Here is an 18,931-nt window from a genome sequence, read left to right on the forward strand (position 1 = left end):
CACGTGTCTGCAACAGAGTAGTTGACGGACGGACTGCGAATGTCTAAACTGCCGCCTCGCGTGTTCCTCGATAGCTCAGTCGGTAGAGCGTCGGACTGTTAATCCGTAGGTCCCTGGTTCGAGCCCAGGTCGGGGAGCCAAAGAAAACAAGCGCTTAGCCCAACTCATAAGGTTGGGCTTTTTGCTTTCTGGTCTTCTGGTAAGCAGATGGTAAGCAATTTCGGGCAATCCAGATCAACGCCACCAAAGAAAAACCCGGCACACGGCCGGGTCGGGTTGGTTGCTCCGGCAGGAGTTTCCGCGGGTCGTCCAACAGTCAGGTTTGCCAACTCACGGCACTCTTCGGCGATCGCGTGGCAGGACCACATGAAACCGTCTTGCGCCACGGCGCTTCAAGGCTTCCGGCCGGCGCGAAGTAGGGATTGGCTGCGGACGGGGTCGCATGCTGTGTCGCGCTTCACGGTTGCAGCCCTCCCCAACCGCCACTTCGCGCCAGGTGTTCGCCAGGCGCGCAAACCTGTCGGCAACATGGATCCCGGCGACGATCAAGCGTCGGTTGTCGAGGACCGTGGCCGATGAATGAGCGGTCCCGATCTGGATCAATGACGGCAACCGGTCCTTTGCCGTCAATGGTGGCATAAGTGAGCCAGCGGCATGTTGCAGAGCGGAGCGGTGGCTAGATGCCCGGGCGTGCACGAATTTCTCGGGGCTGTCCCGAGTGAGCGCACCGATGGCCGGCAAGGCTATCGGGCCAACCACAAGCGCGTGTTCCGTCTGTACCCGGGTGCTGGGGCTGTGCCTAGGCGCAAGTGTCACCGCGGCACCAGCCGCTGACGCTGCCGGCGGCACCGAATCAGCTCTGGTCGATGGACTTCGTCATGGATGCTCTGTCGAACGGTCGGCGCCTGAAATGTCTGAACATCGTCGACGACTGCACCAAGGAAGCGGTCGACATCGTGGTCGATCACAGCATCACCGGTGAGCATGTGGATCAGAGAAGGAAATCGGATAGACTCATAATCAGGACTTTGCCAACCAAGGGTCGGCACTAAAATCGGGGGCAGGTCACGTGAGGGAATCTTCGATGAATCTTCGCTTGTTCGTTCTGGCCGCCATGGCGTTGCAACCCACGGCAATGCTGGCCGACCCGCTCAAGGTCGCCAAGCCGGACTTCTCAGACAATTTCGGCTTCCCGCTCAGCTTCGACGTGTCGAAGATGGATCCGAAGGCAAGCCCGCGCCAGGACTTCTCACGTTACGCTGCCGGCCGCTGGCTTGATGCCGCCACGATCCCGAGCGACCGCTATGCGGTCAGCGGCGTCGAACTGATGATGAAGCACCTGGAGAACTAGGTGCAGACGGTCCTGGCGGAAGCCGCGGCACGCGCGCCAGGCGCAGTCAAGGGTACGCCGCTGCAGCAGGTGGGTGATCTGTACGCGTCAGGCATGGACGTCGGGCGGCTCACGCTGCTCAAGGCGGAACCGATCAAGTCGGAGTGGGCACGCATCGAAGCCATCGACAGCAAGCAGGTGCTGGCCGAGTCGATCGCGCATTTCTCGCTCGTCCTGAGCGACGGCACCATGTTCGGTTCCGGCATCCTGCCGGAACCGCGTGACAACACGCAGTACACCATCGCCTTTCTCGGCGCAACGCTGCCGATGGCTGCGCGGGAAAACTACCTTTCGCCCGACATGGCCAAGGTCCGCGAGGCGTACCGCACGATGGTGGTGAAGTATCACCTGATCGCCGGTGTTCCCCTGGCCGAGGCCCAGGCTCGGGCGGACAAGATCCTGGCGATCGAGTCGCGCGTGGCCGGCAAGCAACTCACGCCGGAGCAGGCAGCGCAATTCCTCGCTGCGCCTCAAGCCGATGACCTACGACGCGCTGAAAGCACTGGTCTCGAACTTCGACCTCGACACGTTCTACCAGGCAATGGGACTGCCGGTCGGTCACGACGTCTACGTCCTCGACGACGGCAACGTGCGTGAGCGCAATTCCATTCTCGGCGATCTGCCGCTGGTCGACGTCAAGGTGCTGCTGCAGTGGGATCTGCTGCGTGGCGCACAGCCGTACCTGACGCCGGAATTCACCGAGCCGTCCATGGAATTCAGCCGGGTACTGTACGGCAACATGCTCCGGCTGAACGAGTTCGACACGCGGCGCAACCTGGCGAAGTTCGGCAAGCCGGTCTCGGAAGACGGCTTTGTGGATCCTCGCGCCACGTTGCCGACGGTCGTCAACGCAGCCTATTCGTCTGACCGCAACGGCATCGAGATCCCGGCTGCATTCCTGCAACCGCCGTTCTACACGCCGAATGCGGATGCCGGAGTGAATTTCTGCACGCTCGGTGCCGTGATCGGCCACGAGATCACGCACGGCTTCGATTCAAGCGGCCGGCTGTACGATGCGCAGGGCAACGTGCGCGACTGGTGGGCGCCGGAGGACACCAAGGCCTTCATCGCGCGTTCACAGAACCTCGTCAAGCAGGCGGTGGCGTACGAAGTGGTACCCGTACGAAGTGGTACCTGGCACGCACCTGAACGGAGAACTGTCGTCGGGAGAGAACCTCGCGGACATTGGCGGCCTGACGCTGGCGTACGACGCACTCGGCAAGTACCTGAACGCGCATCCGAAGGAAAACCGCAGGATCGACGGCCTGACGCCGCAACAGCGCTGCTTCGTCGCCTGGGCCCAGAACTGGGCAGACAAGAAGCAGCCAGGCATGTTGAAGCAGGAGGCGCTGACCGACGGCCATCCGCCGGGCTCCTATCGCATGTTCGCGCCCGCGCAGGACGTGCCCGGCTTCTACGCGACATTCGGCATCAAGCCCGGCGACAGGATGTGGGTCGACCCGAAGGACCGCGTGTCGATCTGGTGATGGCTGCGGCCTGGACAGCTGACCGCCGCAAGAAATGAACTGACGCCAAGGAGTTTTACCCTGATGAAGCCAACACGATTTTCCCAGTACCTCGCTGCCGCACTGTGCGCTGCCACCGGCTTTGCCGTGGCCCCTGTCTTCGGAGCCGACCCTGCCCGGTCCGTTGCCCCGAATTCTCCGCCCAACGTCTACAACAACTTCGGCTTCCCAATGGGGTTCGACGTGTCGAAGATGGACAAGAGCGCCAACCCGCGGCAGGACTTCAGGCGCTACACCGCCGGCAAGTGGCTGGATACCGCCACGATTCCGGGCGACGTCGCCAACCTCGACGGCATCAAGCTGGTGAAGAAGCAGGTCGAACCGCAGGTTGCCGCCGTGCTGGTCGATGCGGCCGCCGCAGCCCCGACCGCGAGGAAGGGCACGCCCGTGCAGCAGGTGGGTGACTTCTACACCGCCGGCATGGACATCGACCGGCTCAAGGCGCTCGGCGTCAAGCCGCTGCAGCCGGTGTGGGAGCGGATCGCGAAGGTCGACGGGTCGAAGGCGCTGGCGGAGGAGATGGCACGGCTGTCGCTCTTCACCAACCAGCCCGTCGTGTTCGGCTTCACCGTCACGCTGGGCATCACCGATCCGACGAAGTACGTCGTGGCGGTGAGCGACGCCGATCTCGCGCTGCCCGCGGCGGAAGACTACCTGGCGCCCGACCTGACGAAGGTGCGCGAGGCTTACGTCCGGATGATCACGGACTCCCTCGTGCTGGCCGGCGTGCCGCCAGATCAGGCGAAGGCGCGCGCCGCCAAAGTGCTGGAAATGGAGACGCGCATCGCCCGCAAGAAGCTGACGCCCGAGCAGGCGCGCGACTTCCGCGCCGCGTACAAGACGCTGCCTTACGCCGAGGTCAAGACCATGCTCGGCAACCTGGACCTCGATGCGTATTTCAAGGTGCTCGGGTTGCCGACCGGCGGCACCGTGCAGGTCACCGAGGCCGCCGCCCTGAAGGAACGCAACGCGTTGCTCGCCGAGTATGCGCTCGAGGACACGAAGGCCTACCTGCAGTGGGAAGTGCTGCGGCGGACATCCCCCTACCTGACACCAGCGCTGGCCGAGGTTCAGGCGCCCCTCGACCGCGCCCTGACCGGCCAGGCCGAGGCCCCGAAACGCGAGCAGGTGGTCGCGAAGGCGGTCACGCGCAACCTGGGGCACGATCTCGGACAGCTCTACGTTGCACGGTACTTCTCGGCCAAGAGCCGCGCCGACGCCGAAGCGCTCCTGAACAACGTCCGCGCCGAGTTCCGCCAGCGGCTGGAGCAGAACACCTGGCTGACGGCACCGACGCGGGACTACGCACTCAAGAAAATCGACAGGATGAAGATCGTCGTCGGCTACCCGGACAAATGGATCGACTACTCGTCCGTCGACGTTGCGCCTGACGACTATTTCGGTGACGTCGTGCGCCTTAGGTGATATCCCCAATTCTTCATACCGTTGTGTGCGATACTTTTAGCCGATTCTGCGATTGGAGGTCTTGCGAATGGGAGTCGCCACGGTAGCGGAAAGGAAGGTTTCTCTTGAAGCCGAGCACCTGGAAGATATCCGGCTTGCTGCGAGCAAGATGACGGGTGCGAGGCGCAGGGCGTTTCAGGCGGAGATGGCGTTGAAATATTGTAGTGGCAGTGCTCGGCGTGCCGAGGAGGTGTTCGGCTGGAGTCGGCAGGCCGTGCAGCTCGGTCTGCATGAGAAACGTACGGGTATCATCTGTCTGGGGCTGCACGCGTTCTGCTGCGGTGCGAAATTGTGGGAGAAGAAACACCCCGAGGTGGCGCAAGCCCTGTGGGAACTGGCGGAAAGTCATGCGCAACAAGACCCGACTTTTCGCACGACCTTGTCGTTCACCCGCCTGACCGCGGAGGAAGCCATCAAGCAGTTGCGAGCGCAGGGATTTGCGGACGATGTCCTGCCTTCCCGAAGCGGTATGTCGAGAGTGTTGAACCGCAACGGGTACCGGTTGCGCCCGGTGCTCAAGGCCAAACCCCAAAAAAAGTCCCTGAAACCGACGCCATTTTCGCCAACATCCGGGAACGTGACCGCGATAGCCAAGACGAAGCCGTCATGCGCCTGAGCATGGACTGCAAGGCGACGGTGAAGATTGGCGACTACTCGCGTGGCGGCAAGACGCGGGGTGACCACCGGGCTGCTGACCACGACATGGGGTGCGAGGAAAAACACACGCCGTTTGGTGTCGTCAATGAAGACAGTGGTTCCCTCCATCTGTCCTTCGGAAGCTCGGCGAAGACCAGCGATTTCATCATTGACAGTCTCTACGCCTGGTGGGAGCGTCAAGCACCCGAGGAGCGTGCTCGCGTCACACACCTCCAGATCAAGGCCGATAACGGACCGGAGAGCAATGGCCGGCGTACGCAATTCCTCAAGCGCATGGTCCAGTTCGCCGATCACATCGGCAGGTCCATCCGCCTCCTCTACTATCCGCCATACCACAGCAAATACAATCCGGTGGAGCGTTGCTGGGGAATCCTGGAAAAGCACTGGAACGGTGCCAAGCTGACCGATACCCAAATGATGCTGGAGTGGGCCAAGACCATGACCTGGAAAGGCGTTCATCCCGTCGTCGAACTGAGCCGCACGGTCTACGAGAAAGGAGTCACGGTGGCCAAGGAGGCTATGCAAGCGGTCGAGTCCCGTCTGGAACGTCACCCGCTCCTACCCAAGTGGGACATCTTGATCCGACCAGTCGGCACGGTATGAACTATCGTAGAAATCACCTTAACGATTTCGCGGCGCGCCGCTCGCTGGCACGCCTCGGCCAGCCGCCGGCCCCCGACGCCTTCTCCGACCCCGAGAACTCGGTGCCCACTGCCGTGAACGCCGGGTATTCGCCCGACATGAACGGCGTCGAGATCCCGGCCGCGATCCTGCAGCCGCCGTTCTACGACCCGAAGGCGGACGCCGGCGTGAACTATTGCACGCTCGGCGCCGTGATCGGCCACGAGCTGACGCACAGCCTCGACTGGATGGGTCGCACGTTCGACGCCAACGGCGCACTGCGCGACTGGTGGACGCCGGCCGACGTCGCGGCATTCGACCAGCGCTCGAAGAACCTGATCCGGCAGGCCGATGCCTACGAGGTGCTGCCGGGTGTGCACCTGAATGGAAAGCTGTCGGCAGGCGAGAACCTGGCCGACATCGGCGGGCTAATGCTCGGGTACCGCGCGCTGCAGACGCACCTCAAGGCGAATCCGCAGGACAAGCGCAGGATCGACGGATTCACGCCGCAGCAGCGCTGCTTCCTCGCCTGGTCGCAGATGTGGGCAGAGAAGGTCCAGCCGGAGCTGCTGCGCGTTTGGGCTGCGACGGAGCCGCATCCACCGGGCGCCTACCGGATGGTCGCGCCAGCGAGCAACCACCCTGGCTTCTACGACGCCTTCGGCATCCGTGCGGGTGACAGGATGTGGGTCGCTCCGAAGGATCGTGTGTCGATGTGGTGACGAGGGGATTGAATCGCACCTGGAATCCTGGACAATTGATGGCCGTTATTCAGGCTTGAGCAACTGCTGGGCGAAACGTGCAGCAACGCCGGCTGTGGCCGTGGATCGGGAGTAGATCGGCCGGCAGGTTTCAGGGTGGGCCAGCCCTTCAGGCGTCCGGTCTTGAGTCAGGCCTGCAGCGTTCGCGACCGGTATCAGGCGCCGATTTTCCCCCGAAATGGGTCCAGCCAGGCTCCCAGATGCATAATCGATAGCTAGACCAACTCCCTGCGCCTGCCACCCCATGCTCGACCACATCAAGAAGACCTTGCGGGCGACTGATTCCGGACGCCTTCCAGTACAACGAGATCCTGATCATCTCCGACGGCAGTCAGGCACGCCTGGGGTCCCTCTCGGCCAATGCCGAGCGATTCATGCAGTGGCGCACCATCGACGGAGTGACGCTCGATCCACTCGGTGAATTCAACGAACTGGAGAAGCTGATCCGCGGCCTGCTGGCGCCGGCCATGCTGCTCGACTACCTGCGCTACTACGTCCTGTTCGAAGACGACGGCACCCTGGTCAAGAAGATCGTCGGTTACCACCAGTTCCATGCGGTGCTGCGGCGATCACTCAGGTGGTCACCACCTCGCGCCCCGGCGGCACGCACAAGGGCGGCGTCGTCTGGCACACGCAGGGCAGCGGCAAGAGCATCACCATGACCTGCTTTGCCGCGCGCGTCATGCAGGAAGCGCTGATGGAGAACCCGACGATCGTCGTCATCACCGACCGCAACGACCTCGACGGCCAGTTGTTCGGCGTCTTCTCGCTGGCGCAGGACCTGCTGCGCGAGGAGCCGGTGCAGGCCCACAGCCGGCAGGACCTGCGCGCCAGACTCGGCAACCGTCCCGCGGGCGGCATCGTCTTCGCCACCATCCAGAAGTTCATGCCCGGCGAGGACGAGGACCGCTTTCCGGTGCTTTCCGACCGCCACAACATCGTGGTCATCGCCGATGAGGCGCACCGCACCCAGTACGGCTTCGAAGCCCGGCTCAGGACCGTCCGGGCGCCCGGGAACACCGCCGGCGACGCCGTCAACGCATTCAACGACGCCCACGCGCTGCTCGCCGCCGAGCCCGCCGCGTCGTACCGGGCACGCTACCAGCCCGGTTACGCCCAGCACCTGCGCGACGCCCTGCCCAATGCGACCTTCGTCGCCTTCACCGGCACCCCGGTATCGAGCGAGGACCGCGACACGCGTGCCGTGTTCGGCGACTACATCCACATCTACGACATGCAACAGGCGAAGGACGATGGGGCGACCGTCGCCATCTACTTCGAGTCGCGTCTCGCCAGACTGTCGCTGAACGAGGCCGCGCTGCCGCAGCTCGACGACGCGGTCGATGAACTCGCCGAGGACGAGGAGGAAGGGCAGCAGGCCCGGCTGAAGAGCCAGTGGGCAGCGCTCGAAAAGGTCGTCGGTGCCGAACCCCGTATCGGCAGCGTCGCCGACAATCTGGTCGCGCACTTCGAAGCGGTATTCGAGACTGCTAAAGTGTCCGCAGCCCTGAAGCATGACCATCGAAACGCAGTCGTAGCCAGGTTTGGCGGCAACCGCAAAATAAGACTTTCGCAAAGGGGGGCTAAACAATATCTGAGGCCTTTGGCAGAATAGTCTTGAGCTAACGGCTCTGCGTTTCTGGTGGAGGTGCTGGGATGGACGTGATGACACCGAGCGATTGGGTGCACTGCGGTCGGGAGTTCAGTGCGCAGGAGGTAGCCGAGGTCTGCGCAACGGTGGCGTGGCTGCCTGGCTTGGCACGCAGGGAACTGGCGGCGACGCTGTGCGAACACCTGGGCTGGGTGACGCTGACGGGGACGGCGAAGATCGACGCCTGCCTGGAGTTCCTGAAGCGTTTGCAGGCGGCCGGCTTGCTTGTCCTGCCCACACCGAGACCCTCGCCGCGACGCCGTTCGATGCCACCCCGTGCCGTCGTCGAGCCGTTGGTCGAAGAGTCCCCGGTGGACTGTACGCTGTCGGCCCTTGCCCCGGTCCGCCTGGAAGTGATCCGCGACACCGCCTTGGCGACGCACTGGGATGATCTGATGGCGCGCTGGCACCCGCTGGGTTTCCAGGGCGCCTTCGGCTATCGGCTGCGCTACTTCATCACGGCGGGTGAGTTGCGGCTCGGTTGCGTCCTGTTGTCCGGCGCAGCGCGGGCGGTGGCCGTGCGCGACGCCTGGATCGGCTGGACGGCTCAGGCCCGGCGCCAGAACCTGCCACGGGTGCTCAACAACAGCCGCTTCCTGATCTTCCCGCACGTCCGGGTGCCGCATCTGGCCAGTCAGGTGCTCGGGCAACTCGCGCGTCGTGCCCGTGCGGACTGGCTCGAACATTGGGGCTTCGAGCCGCTGCTGCTGGAAAGCTTCGTCGACCCGCGACACCATGCCGGCACCTGCTACCGGGCTGCCGGTTGGCAATGGCTCGGAGAGACCAGTGGACGCGGGCTGGCCCGTCCGGGCCGGTCCTATCACAGCACGCCCCGCCAAGTGTGGGTCAAGCCGCTTGGCAGCGATGGTCGCGACCGGTTGTGCGGCGTAACCGGGATCTCCCGGCCATGAGCAAACCCTGCCGTCGTCCGACGCGTGCCGGCCTCCGGGAGGAACGCGGCAACAAGAGACGGCAGGAGAAGGCCTTGAACGCGAAACGGTGCGCGATGGGACAAAGGCCCCCCGCTCCCGCGCCCTTGCCCAACCGATGCTCGACCTTCGCGACCCTCGCCGAAGAAAGGGAAGCCCGCGAGGACGCCGTGAGCAAACAGACGCGCCTCCTGCGCAAAGAGCTGCCGGCCTTGCTCGGTCAGCTGGAACAAATTCCCGACCCGAGAGACCCCAGGAAGCGCCAGCACAAGCTGACCGTGCTCTTGCTCTGGGGTCTGCTGATGTTCGTCTTTCAGTTCGCCTCCCGGCGCGAGAGCAACCGCGAAATGACCCGTCCGCAGTTCCTGGCCAACCTGCACCTGCTGTTCCCGGAGATCGAGACCCTGCCACACGCCGACACCCGCTATCGGCTGCTGCGCGACATCGACCTGACCCATCTCGAACAGGCGCACGTCGACCTGGTGCGACGCCTGATCCGCGGCAAGAGTGTCCGACGCTATTTGATCAACCACTGCCATCCGATTGCCATCGATGGCTCGCAGAAGCTCGCCGGCGACACCCTCTGGGCGAAGGAACTCCTGCAGCGCAGCGTCGGCAAAGACGAAACCCGCCAGACCCAGTACTTCGTCTATGTGCTCGAGGCCAGCCTCGCCTTCCACAACGGTCTGGTCATCCCGTTGCTCAGCGAGTTCCTCGAACACGCGCTCGGCGATACCGAAGCGCAAAAGCAGGATTGCGAATTGCGCGCCTTTGCGCGCTTGAGCGACCGGCTCAAGACGCGGTTTCCCCGCCTGCCGATCCTGCTTCTGCTCGACGGCCTCTACGCCAACGGTCCGGTGATGCAGCGCTGCTGGCGCGCCCACTGGCAGTTCATGATCGTGCTCAAGAACCAGGACCTGCCCTCGGTCTGGCAGGAGTTCCACGCGCTCCAGGCTCTGAAGCCACAGGCCTTGCAGCGGAACTGGGGAAGACGCCGACAACACTTCACTTGGGTCAACGACATCGACTATGCCTTCGGTTCGAACCGGCGTCAGCATCTCAAGCTGCACGTGGTGGTCTGTGAGGAAAGCTGGGAGAGGGTCGATCAACAGGCTCAGATCGTGACCCAAACGGCGCGCCACGCCTGGCTCTCCAGCCAGCCGCTCAGCCGCGAGAATGTCCATGAGCGCTGCAATCTCGGCGCTCGCCACCGCTGGGGCATCGAAGCGGGCTTCCTCGTCGAAAAGCACCAGGGCTACCACTACGAGCATGCCTTTGCCCTCGACTGGAATGCCATGCGGGGCTACCACCTCCTGATGCGTCTGGCGCATGTCTTCAATACCCTGGCACGCTTCACGCGACAGCTGCGCGATCTGTTTCGTCAGTTCGGCGTGCGCGGGGCTATCCGCTTCATCCGCACCTCCTGCGCTGCCCCCTGGCTCGATTCCGCGCGGATGCGCGGGCTCCTCGCCGAACCCTTTCTGCTGCAACTCGAGTGATCTGCCCAGGACGGCCCCAGCATCCCCCCGTACGGCATCGTCCGTGCCGGGAAAGGCTCGTCCAGAGATCGTACCGGAGTTCCTGACACCTCTCGACACCCTCTCCACGGACCCCACTCCACCCGCGTATCCCGCGCTCTCCTGCCGCCAGCCCCCCGCGATTTGACCGCTCCAGCGGCGAAAGCGGGGCTTCCAGCAAACGAACCCGATTGGGCAGGGTCATGCGTCAGGGCTGAAGTGTCCGCAGCTCTGAAGCATGACCAGCGAAGCCCAGTGGTGGCAAGGCTTGGCGGCAACCGCAAAATAAAACTTTCGCAAAGGAGGGCTAGACAATTTTCGGAGGCCTTTGGCAGAATAGGTTGAGGCTAACGGATCTGCGTTTCTGGGGAAGGTTCTGCGATGGACGTGATGGCGTCGGGCGATTGGGTGCACTGCGGTCGGGAGTTCAGTGCGCAGGAGGTTGCCGACGTCTGCGCGACGGTGGCGTGGCTGCCTGGCTTGGCGCGCCAGGGAACTGGCGGCGACGCTGTGCGAACACCTGGGCTGGGTGACGCTGACGGGGACGGCGAAGATCGACGCCTGCCTGGAGTTCCTGAAGCGTTTGCAGGCGGCCGGCCTGCTCGTCCTGCCCGCACAGCGAGGCCGCTCGGGTATCCCGTTCGACGCCACGCTGCTCGACACCAGCCCAGGGCCGTCGTCGAACCGTTGGTCGAGCCGAGTCGCCGGTGGACTGTATCGCTGTCGGCCCTGGCCCCGGTCCGCCTGGAAGTGATCCGCGACACCGCCTTGGTGACGCAATGGGATGCGCTGATGGCGCGCTGGCACCCGCTGGGTTTCCAGGGCGCCTTCGGCTACCGGTTGCGCTACTTCATCACGGCGGGTGAACTGCGGCTCGGTTGCGTCCTGTTGTCCGGTGCCGCCCGGGCGGTGGCCGTGCGCGACGCCTGGATCGGCTGGACGGCCCAGGCCCGGCGCGAGAACCTGCCGCGGGTACTCAACAACAGCCGCTTCCTGATCTTCCCGCACGTCCGGGTGCCGCATCTGGCCAGCCATGTGCTCGGACAACTCGCGCGTCGTGCGCGCAGCGACTGGCTCGAACACTGGGGCTTCGAGCCCCTGCTGCTGGAAAGCTTCGTCGACCCGCGACAGCATGCCGGCACCTGCTACCGGGCGGCCGGTTGGCAATTGCTCGGAGAGACCAGCGGACGCGGGCTGGCCCGCCCTGGCCGGACCTATCACAGCACGCCTCGGCAAGTATGGGTCAAGCCGCTCGGCAGCGACGGTCGCGACCGGCTGTGCGCCGTGACCGAGCCCACCCGGCGATGAGCAAACCCTGCCGTCGCCCGACGCGTGCCGGCATCCGGGAGCAACGCCAGCGAGAAGAAACGGCAGGAGAAGGCGCTGAACGCGAAGCGGCGCGCGATGGGAACAGCGGCCCCACGTCGCCCGCGACCGCTGCCCAACGGATGCTCGGCCTTCGCGACCATCGCCGAAGAGACGGGCAGCCCGCGAGGACGCCGTGAGCAAGCAGGCGCGCCTCCTGCGCCAGGAGCTGCCGGCCTTGCTCGCCCAGCTGGAACGGATTCCCGACCCGCGAGACCCCAGGAAGCGCCGGCACAAGCTGACCGTGCTGCTGCTCTATGGCCTGCTGATGTTCGTCTTCCAGTTCGCCTCCCGGCGCGAGACCAACCGCGAAATGACCCGTCCGCAGTTCCTCGCCAACCTGCACCTGCTGTTCCCGGAGATCGAGGCCCTGCCGCACGCCGACACCCTCTATCGGCTGCTGCGCGACATCGACCTGGCCCACCTCGAACAGGCGCACGTCGACCTGGTGCGCCGCCTGATTCGCGGCAAGAGCTTCCGGCGCTATCTGATCAACCACTGCCATCCGATCGCCATCGATGGCTCGCAGAAGCTCGCCGGCGACACCCTCTGGGCGGAAGAACTCCTGCAGCGCAGCGTCGGCAAGGACGAAACCCGCCACACCCAGTACTTCGTCTACGTGCTCGAGGCCAGCCTCGTCTTCCACGGCGGTCTGGTCATCCCGTTGCTCAGCGAGTTCCTCGAACACGCGCTGGGCGACAGCGAAGCGCAGAAGCAGGATTGCGAGCTGCGCGGCTTCGCGCGCTCTGAGCGACCGGCTCAAGAGGCTGTTCCCGCGCCTGCCGATCCTGCTCGTGCTCGACGGACTCTACGCCAACGGGCCGGTGATGCAGCGCTGCCTGCGCGCCCGGCTGGCAGTTCATGATCGTGCTCCGGGACAAGGATCTGCCCTCGGTCTGGGAGGAGTTCCGCGCGCTGCAGCCCCGGCAGTCACAGACCCTGCAGCAGGACTGGGGACAAACGCCAACAGCGCTTCAGCTGGGTCAATGACATCGAGTATGCCTTATGGTGCGAACGGTCGTTGCCGGCTCAAGCTGCACGTGGTCGTCTGTGAGGAAAGCTGGCAGCGGGTCGACCAACAGGCCGCGATCGTCACCGAAACGGCACGCCACGCCTGGCTCTCCAGCCAGCCGCTCAGCCGCGAGAACGTCCATGCAGCGCTGCAATCTCGGCGCCCGCCACCGCTGGGGCATCGAAGCGGGCTTCCTCGTCGAAAAGCACCAGGGCTACCACTACGAGCATGCCTTTGCCCTCGACTGGAATGCCATGCGCGGCTACCACCTCCTGATGCGGCTGGCGCATGTCTTCAATACCCTGGCGCGCTTCACGCGACAGCTGCGCGATCTGTATCGCCAGTTCGGCGTGCGCGGCGCCATCGCCTTCATCCGAAATTCCTGCGCTGCCCCCTGGCTCGATCCTGCGCGGATGCGCGTGCTTCTCGCCAAACCCTTTCTCCTGCAACTCGAGTGACCTGCCCCGGACGGCCCCAGGAACCACCCCACGCAGCGTTCGACGTGCCGGGAAAGGCTCGCCCAGCGATCAGACCGGAGCTCCTGCCACCTATCGACATCCTCTTCACGGACCCCACACCACCCGCGCATCCAGCGCTCACTTGCCGCCAGCCGCCCCGCGATCTGACCGCTCCAGCGGCGAAAGCGGGGGCTTCCGGCAAACGGGTCCGATTCGGCAGGGTCATGCGTCAGGGCTGAAGTGTCCGGCAAAGTGTTGACGGGCTAGGGGAGCGCTGCTACAATGCTTCCTCTTCGCAGCACGGCCGACCGTCAAGGCAACAAAACGTAGTCGGTCAGCAATAAAAGTATGCGAAGTTAGCAAGGAGATATTTCTTCTTGACAGTCGCGGGGTGGAGCAGTCTGGCAGCTCGTCGGGCTCATAACCCGAAGGTCACAGGTTCAAATCCTGTCCCCGCAACCAGCTCTTTAAAAACCAGACAACCGATAGGTGTGGGTTCTTGGTTCGGGGCGATTTACGAGAGTGAATTGCTGAAGGATAGAGAAGGACTCGCACAGATGAAGAAGTAAGACCTGTTGGGCTGGAGGGATCTGGTCTGATGGGACGTCGAGCGAGAGTTTTAGGATTTGAACTGAAGAGTTTGATCCTGGCTCAGATTAAACGCTGGCGGCATGCCTTACACATGCAAGTCGAACGGCAGCACGGGGCAACCTGGTGGCGAGTGGCGAACGGGTGAGTAAAGCATCGGAACGTGCCCTGGAGTGGGGGATAACGTAGCGAAAGTTACGCTAATACCGCATATTCTGTGAGCAGGAAAGCAGGGGATCGCAAGACCTTGCGCTCTGGGAGCGGCCGATGTCGGATTAGCTAGTTGGTGGGGTAAAGGCCTACCAAGGCGACGATCCGTAGCGGGTCTGAGAGGATGATCCGCCACACTGGGACTGAGACACGGCCCAGACTCCTACGGGAGGCAGCAGTGGGGAATTTTGGACAATGGGCGCAAGCCTGATCCAGCCATGCCGCGTGAGTGAAGAAGGCCTTCGGGTTGTAAAGCTCTTTCGGCCGGGAAGAAATCGCATGGGTCAATACCCTGTGTGGATGACGGTACCGGAATAAGAAGCACCGGCTAACTACGTGCCAGCAGCCGCGGTAATACGTAGGGTGCGAGCGTTAATCGGAATTACTGGGCGTAAAGCGTGCGCAGGCGGTTTGGTAAGTCAGATGTGAAATCCCCGGGCTCAACCTGGGAACTGCATTTGAGACTGCCAAGCTGGAGTTTGGCAGAGGGGGGTGGAATTCCACGTGTAGCAGTGAAATGCGTAGAGATGTGGAGGAACACCGATGGCGAAGGCAGCCCCCTGGGCCAATACTGACGCTCATGCACGAAAGCGTGGGGAGCAAACAGGATTAGATACCCTGGTAGTCCACGCCCTAAACGATGTCAACTAGGTGTTGGGAGGGTTAAACCTTTTAGTGCCGTAGCTAACGCGTGAAGTTGACCGCCTGGGGAGTACGGCCGCAAGGCTAAAACTCAAAGGAATTGACGGGGACCCGCACAAGCGGTGGATGATGTGGATTAATTCGATGCAACGCGAAAAACCTTACCTACCCTTGACATGTCAGGAATCCTGGAGAGATCTGGGAGTGCTCGCAAGAGAACCTGAACACAGGTGCTGCATGGCTGTCGTCAGCTCGTGTCGTGAGATGTTGGGTTAAGTCCCGCAACGAGCGCAACCCTTGTCATTAATTGCCATCATTCAGTTGGGCACTTTAATGAGACTGCCGGTGACAAACCGGAGGAAGGTGGGGATGACGTCAAGTCCTCATGGCCCTTATGGGTAGGGCTTCACACGTCATACAATGGTCGGTTCAGAGGGTTGCCAACCCGCGAGGGGGAGCCAATCTCAGAAAGCCGATCGTAGTCCGGATCGCAGTCTGCAACTCGACTGCGTGAAGTCGGAATCGCTAGTAATCGCGGATCAGCATGTCGCGGTGAATACGTTCCCGGGTCTTGTACACACCGCCCGTCACACCATGGGAGCGGGTTCTGCCAGAAGTAGTTAGCCTAACCGCAAGGAGGGCGATTACCACGGCAGGGTTCGTGACTGGGGTGAAGTCGTAACAAGGTAGCCGTAGGGGAACCTGCGGCTGGATCACCTCCTTTCTAGAGAAAAACTGGATCGAGAACCCACAACCTATCGGTTGTCACAGGCTGCACATGCGGAGGGTCTGTAGCTCAGTCGGTTAGAGCATCGTCTTGATAAGGCGAGGGTCGTTGGTTCGATTCCAACCAGACCCACCAGCGAATCGACGGAGGCTGCTGTAAGCGAAGTCGAAACACGTGGCTGACTAGCGGGGGATTAGCTCAGCTGGGAGAGCACCTGCTTTGCAAGCAGGGGGTCGTCGGTTCGATCCCGTCATCCTCCACCAAACTTACCACCGCGCGTGAGATGTCAGGCCTGCAGGGTCCGTACCCTGCAGGCCTGACCCCTTACGGGGCCTGTGCTCTTTAACAAAATGGAAGAAGGTTGTATTGCTGATTGCCCGGAAGACTGGGGATTGGCAATACGGTTGTGATTGCATCGAACCCCCGCAAGGGGGAGCACAAATGAGTTGCCTGTAGCTGGAGGTCTCGCAAGAGAGCTCAAGGTTATAGGATCAAGCGAATAAGTGCATGTGGTGGATGCCTTGGCGATTACAGGCGAAGAAGGACGTACAAGCCTGCGAAAAGCTCTGGGGAGCTGGCAATGAAGCTTTGATCCAGAGATATCCGAATGGGGAAACCCACTCCGCAAGGAGTATCCCACGCTGAATACATAGGCGTGAGGAAGCGAACCCGGCGAACTGAAACATCTAAGTAGCCGGAGGAAAAGAAATCAACCGAGATTCCCAAAGTAGTGGCGAGCGAAATGGGAACAGCCTGCAAGTGATAGCGATTGCGTTAGCGGAAGTCTCTGGAAAGTGGCGCCGTAGTGGGTGACAGCCCCGTACGCGAAAACCCGATCGTGGTACCAAGCTTGCGACAAGTAGGGCGGGGCACGAGAAATCCTGTCTGAATATGGGGGGCCCATCCTCCAAGGCTAAATACTCGTAATCGACCGATAGTGAACCAGTACCGTGAGGGAAAGGCGAAAAGAACCCCGGGAGGGGAGTGAAATAGATCCTGAAACCGCATGCATACAAACAGTGGGAGCCCCTTCGTGGGGTGACTGCGTACCTTTTGTATAATGGGTCAGCGACTTACGTTCAGTAGCGAGCTTAACCGAATAGGGGAGGCGTAGGGAAACCGAGTCTGATAAGGGCGCCTAGTTGCTGGACGTAGACCCGAAACCAAGTGATCTATCCATGGCCAGGATGAAGGTGCGGTAACACGCACTGGAGGTCCGAACCCACTAATGTTGAAAAATTAGGGGATGAGCTGTGGATAGGGGTGAAAGGCTAAACAAACTTGGAAATAGCTGGTTCTCTCCGAAAACTATTTAGGTAGTGCCTCAAGTATCACCGACGGGGGTAAAGCACTGTTATGGCTAGGGGGTCATCGCGACTTACCAAACCATTGCAAACTCAGAATACCGTTGAGTGCGAGCTTGGGAGACAGACATCGGGTGCTAACGTCCGGTGTCAAGAGGGAAACAACCCAGACCGCCGATTAAGGTCCCGAAGACATAGTTAAGTGGGAAACGAGGTGGGAAGGCTTAGACAGCCAGGAGGTTGGCTTAGAAGCAGCCATCCTTTAAAGAAAGCGTAATAGCTCACTGGTCGAGTCGTCCTGCGCGGAAGATGTAACGGGGCTCAAACTATGCACCGAAATCGCGGATATCCGCAAGGATATGGTAGGAGAGCGTTCTGTAAGCCGATGAAGGTGTCTTGAGAAGGATGCTGGAGGTATCAGAAGTGCGAATGCTGACATGAGTAGCGATAAAGGGAGTGAAAAGCTCCCTCGCCGAAAGCCCAAGGTTTCCTGCGCAACGTTCATCGGCGCAGGGTGAGTCGGCCCCTAAGGCGAGGCTGAAAAGCGTAGTCGATGGGAAACAGGTCAATATTCCTGTACCTCTTGGTAATGCGATGGGGGGACGGAGAAGGTTAGGTCAGCCGGGTGTTGGACGTCCCGGTTCAAGCGTGTAGGCAGACCTCTTAGGCAAATCCGGGGGGTTAATGCTGAGGCGTGATAACGAGTGGTCTTGTACCGCGAAGTGATTGATACCATGCTTCCAAGAAAAGCCTCTAAGCTTCAGTTACCAGGAGACCGTACCGCAAACCGACACAGGTGGGCAGGATGAAAATTCTAAGGCGCTTGAGAGAACTCAGGAGAAGGAACTCGGCAAATTTGCACCGTAACTTCGGGAAAAGGTGCGCCCTGATAGGTTGTAGCCCCTCGCGGGTGAAGGCTGAAAGGGTTGCAGTGAAATGGTGGCTGCGACTGTTTAATAAAAACACAGCACTCTGCAAACACGAAAGTGGACGTATAGGGTGTGACGCCTGCCCGGTGCCGGAAGGTTAAGTGATGGGGTGCAAGCTCTTGATCGAAGCCCCGGTAAACGGCGGCCGTAACTATAACGGTCCTAAGGTAGCGAAATTCCTTGTCGGGTAAGTTCCGACCTGCACGAATGGCGTAACGATGGCCACACTGTCTCCTCCTGAGACTCAGCGAAGTTGAAATGGTTGTGAAGATGCAATCTCCCCGCGGTTAGACGGAAAGACCCCATGAACCTTTACTGTAGCTTTGCATTGGACTTTGAACCGACTTGTGTAGGATAGGTGGGAGGCAGTGAAGCCGGGACGCTAGTTCTGGTGGAGCCAACCTTGAAATACCACCCTGGTTTGTTTGAGGTTCTAACCACGGCCCGTGAATCCGGGTCTGGGACCGTGCATGGTAGGCAGTTTGACTGGGGCGGTCTCCTCCTAAAGTGTAACGGAGGAGTACGAAGGTACGCTAGGTACGGTCGGACATCGTGCTAATAGTGCAATGGCAAAAGCGTGCTTGACTGCGAGACCCACACGTCGAGCAGGTACGAAAGTAGGTCATAGTGATCCGGTGGTTCTGTATGGAAGGGCCATCGCTCAACGGATAAAAGGTACTCTGGGGATAACAGGCTAATACCGCCCAAGAGTTCATATCGACGGCGGTGTTTGGCACCTCGATGTCGGCTCATCACATCCTGGGGCTGTAGTCGGTCCCAAGGGTATGGCTGTTCGCCATTTAAAGTGGTACGTGAGCTGGGTTTAAAACGTCGTGAGACAGTTTGGTCCCTATCTGCCGTGGGCGCTGGAAATTTGAAGGGGGCTGCTCCTAGTACGAGAGGACCGGAGTGGACGAACCTCTGGTGTACCGGTTATGACGCCAGTCGTATTGCCGGGTAGCTAAGTTCGGAAGAGATAAACGCTGAAAGCATCTAAGCGTGAAACTCGCCTTAAGATGAGATTTCCCTGGGGACTTGATCCCCCTGAAGGGTCGTGGTAGACCACCACGTTGATAGGCTGGGTGTGGAAGCGCAGCAATGCGTTAAGCTAACCAGTACTAATTGCCCGTGAGGCTTGATCCTATAACCTTGAGCAGCAACTCCTATGCATCACAACCCC

Annotated in this window: 12 protein-coding genes, 4 tRNA genes, 2 rRNA genes and 4 pseudogenes; all 22 read left to right on the forward strand. The window is 61.5% G+C overall.

The annotated features are described in order from the left end of the window. The first annotated feature begins 64 nt into the window (after positions 1-64). The 22 genes and pseudogenes from AC15MQ_RS00700 (at position 65) to AC15MQ_RS00805 (ending at position 18,894) form a co-directional block, all read left to right on the forward strand. Positions 65-140: transfer RNA gene (locus tag AC15MQ_RS00700), tRNA-Asn, on the forward strand. Positions 141-759: 619 nt separating this feature from the next. Next, positions 760-989: pseudogene (locus AC15MQ_RS00705) on the forward strand (DDE-type integrase/transposase/recombinase); the annotation flags it as partial. 95 nt (positions 990-1,084) lie between these two features. Beyond that, positions 1,085-1,351 (forward strand): hypothetical protein, encoded by a 267-nt coding sequence (locus AC15MQ_RS00710; RefSeq protein WP_483079038.1) that lies wholly within the window; start codon positions 1,085-1,087, stop codon positions 1,349-1,351. Continuing rightward, complete coding sequence (locus tag AC15MQ_RS00715; RefSeq protein ID WP_287665497.1) at positions 1,352-1,987, forward strand: M13 family metallopeptidase; 636 nt, start codon at positions 1,352-1,354, stop codon at positions 1,985-1,987. It begins immediately after the preceding gene. Further along, positions 1,869-2,489, forward strand: a pseudogene (locus tag AC15MQ_RS00720) (M13-type metalloendopeptidase); the annotation flags it as partial. The gene AC15MQ_RS00715 and the pseudogene AC15MQ_RS00720, both read left to right, overlap by 119 nt. Next, a complete protein-coding gene (locus tag AC15MQ_RS00725) occupies positions 2,404-2,877 on the forward strand; it encodes a M13-type metalloendopeptidase (protein WP_483079223.1) in 474 nt (157 codons plus the stop codon). The pseudogene AC15MQ_RS00720 and the gene AC15MQ_RS00725, both read left to right, overlap by 86 nt. A 63-nt stretch (positions 2,878-2,940) precedes the next feature. Next, a complete protein-coding gene (locus tag AC15MQ_RS00730; RefSeq protein WP_483079039.1) occupies positions 2,941-4,341 on the forward strand; it encodes a M13 family metallopeptidase in 1,401 nt (466 codons plus the stop codon). 184 nt (positions 4,342-4,525) lie between these two features. Then, a pseudogene (locus AC15MQ_RS00735) lies at positions 4,526-5,640 on the forward strand (ISAzo13 family transposase). Then, on the forward strand, positions 5,637-6,380 hold the full coding sequence (locus AC15MQ_RS00740; protein ID WP_483079040.1) for a M13-type metalloendopeptidase: 744 nt from the start codon (positions 5,637-5,639) through the stop codon (positions 6,378-6,380). Before AC15MQ_RS00735 ends, AC15MQ_RS00740 begins: the two are co-directional and overlap by 4 nt. Before the next feature lie 413 nt (positions 6,381-6,793). Beyond that, positions 6,794-7,081 (forward strand): hypothetical protein, encoded by a 288-nt coding sequence (locus AC15MQ_RS00745; protein ID WP_483079041.1) that lies wholly within the window; start codon positions 6,794-6,796, stop codon positions 7,079-7,081. Continuing rightward, positions 6,997-7,893, forward strand: a pseudogene (locus AC15MQ_RS00750) (DEAD/DEAH box helicase family protein); the annotation flags it as partial. The gene AC15MQ_RS00745 and the pseudogene AC15MQ_RS00750, both read left to right, overlap by 85 nt. A 182-nt stretch (positions 7,894-8,075) precedes the next feature. Beyond that, positions 8,076-8,981: a DUF4338 domain-containing protein gene (locus tag AC15MQ_RS00755; RefSeq protein ID WP_483079042.1), complete on the forward strand. Its 906-nt coding sequence runs from the start codon at positions 8,076-8,078 to the stop codon at positions 8,979-8,981. Positions 8,982-9,169: 188 nt separating this feature from the next. Beyond that, positions 9,170-10,498 (forward strand): transposase family protein, encoded by a 1,329-nt coding sequence (locus AC15MQ_RS00760; protein WP_483079043.1) that lies wholly within the window; start codon positions 9,170-9,172, stop codon positions 10,496-10,498. 448 nt (positions 10,499-10,946) lie between these two features. After that, positions 10,947-11,270 (forward strand): hypothetical protein, encoded by a 324-nt coding sequence (locus tag AC15MQ_RS00765; RefSeq protein ID WP_483079044.1) that lies wholly within the window; start codon positions 10,947-10,949, stop codon positions 11,268-11,270. After that, a complete protein-coding gene (locus AC15MQ_RS00770; protein WP_483079045.1) occupies positions 11,267-11,824 on the forward strand; it encodes a Druantia anti-phage system protein DruA in 558 nt (185 codons plus the stop codon). Before AC15MQ_RS00765 ends, AC15MQ_RS00770 begins: the two co-directional genes overlap by 4 nt. A 193-nt stretch (positions 11,825-12,017) precedes the next feature. Then, complete coding sequence (locus AC15MQ_RS00775; protein WP_483079046.1) at positions 12,018-12,746, forward strand: transposase family protein; 729 nt, start codon at positions 12,018-12,020, stop codon at positions 12,744-12,746. Positions 12,747-13,033: 287 nt separating this feature from the next. Next, complete coding sequence (locus AC15MQ_RS00780; protein WP_483079047.1) at positions 13,034-13,351, forward strand: hypothetical protein; 318 nt, start codon at positions 13,034-13,036, stop codon at positions 13,349-13,351. 385 nt (positions 13,352-13,736) lie between these two features. Then, positions 13,737-13,813 (forward strand) — tRNA-Met (locus AC15MQ_RS00785). Positions 13,814-13,979: 166 nt separating this feature from the next. Further along, positions 13,980-15,515: ribosomal RNA gene (locus AC15MQ_RS00790) — 16S ribosomal RNA — on the forward strand. Between the two features lie 61 nt (positions 15,516-15,576). Next, positions 15,577-15,653: transfer RNA gene (locus tag AC15MQ_RS00795), tRNA-Ile, on the forward strand. A 52-nt stretch (positions 15,654-15,705) separates the two neighbouring features. Further along, positions 15,706-15,781: transfer RNA gene (locus tag AC15MQ_RS00800), tRNA-Ala, on the forward strand. Positions 15,782-16,007: 226 nt separating this feature from the next. Further along, positions 16,008-18,894 (forward strand): 23S ribosomal RNA (locus AC15MQ_RS00805). Together the 16S and 23S rRNA genes with 3 tRNA genes alongside form the textbook arrangement of a ribosomal RNA operon. Positions 18,895-18,931 lie beyond the last annotated feature (37 nt).

This window comes from Candidatus Accumulibacter propinquus (genome assembly GCF_056856495.1).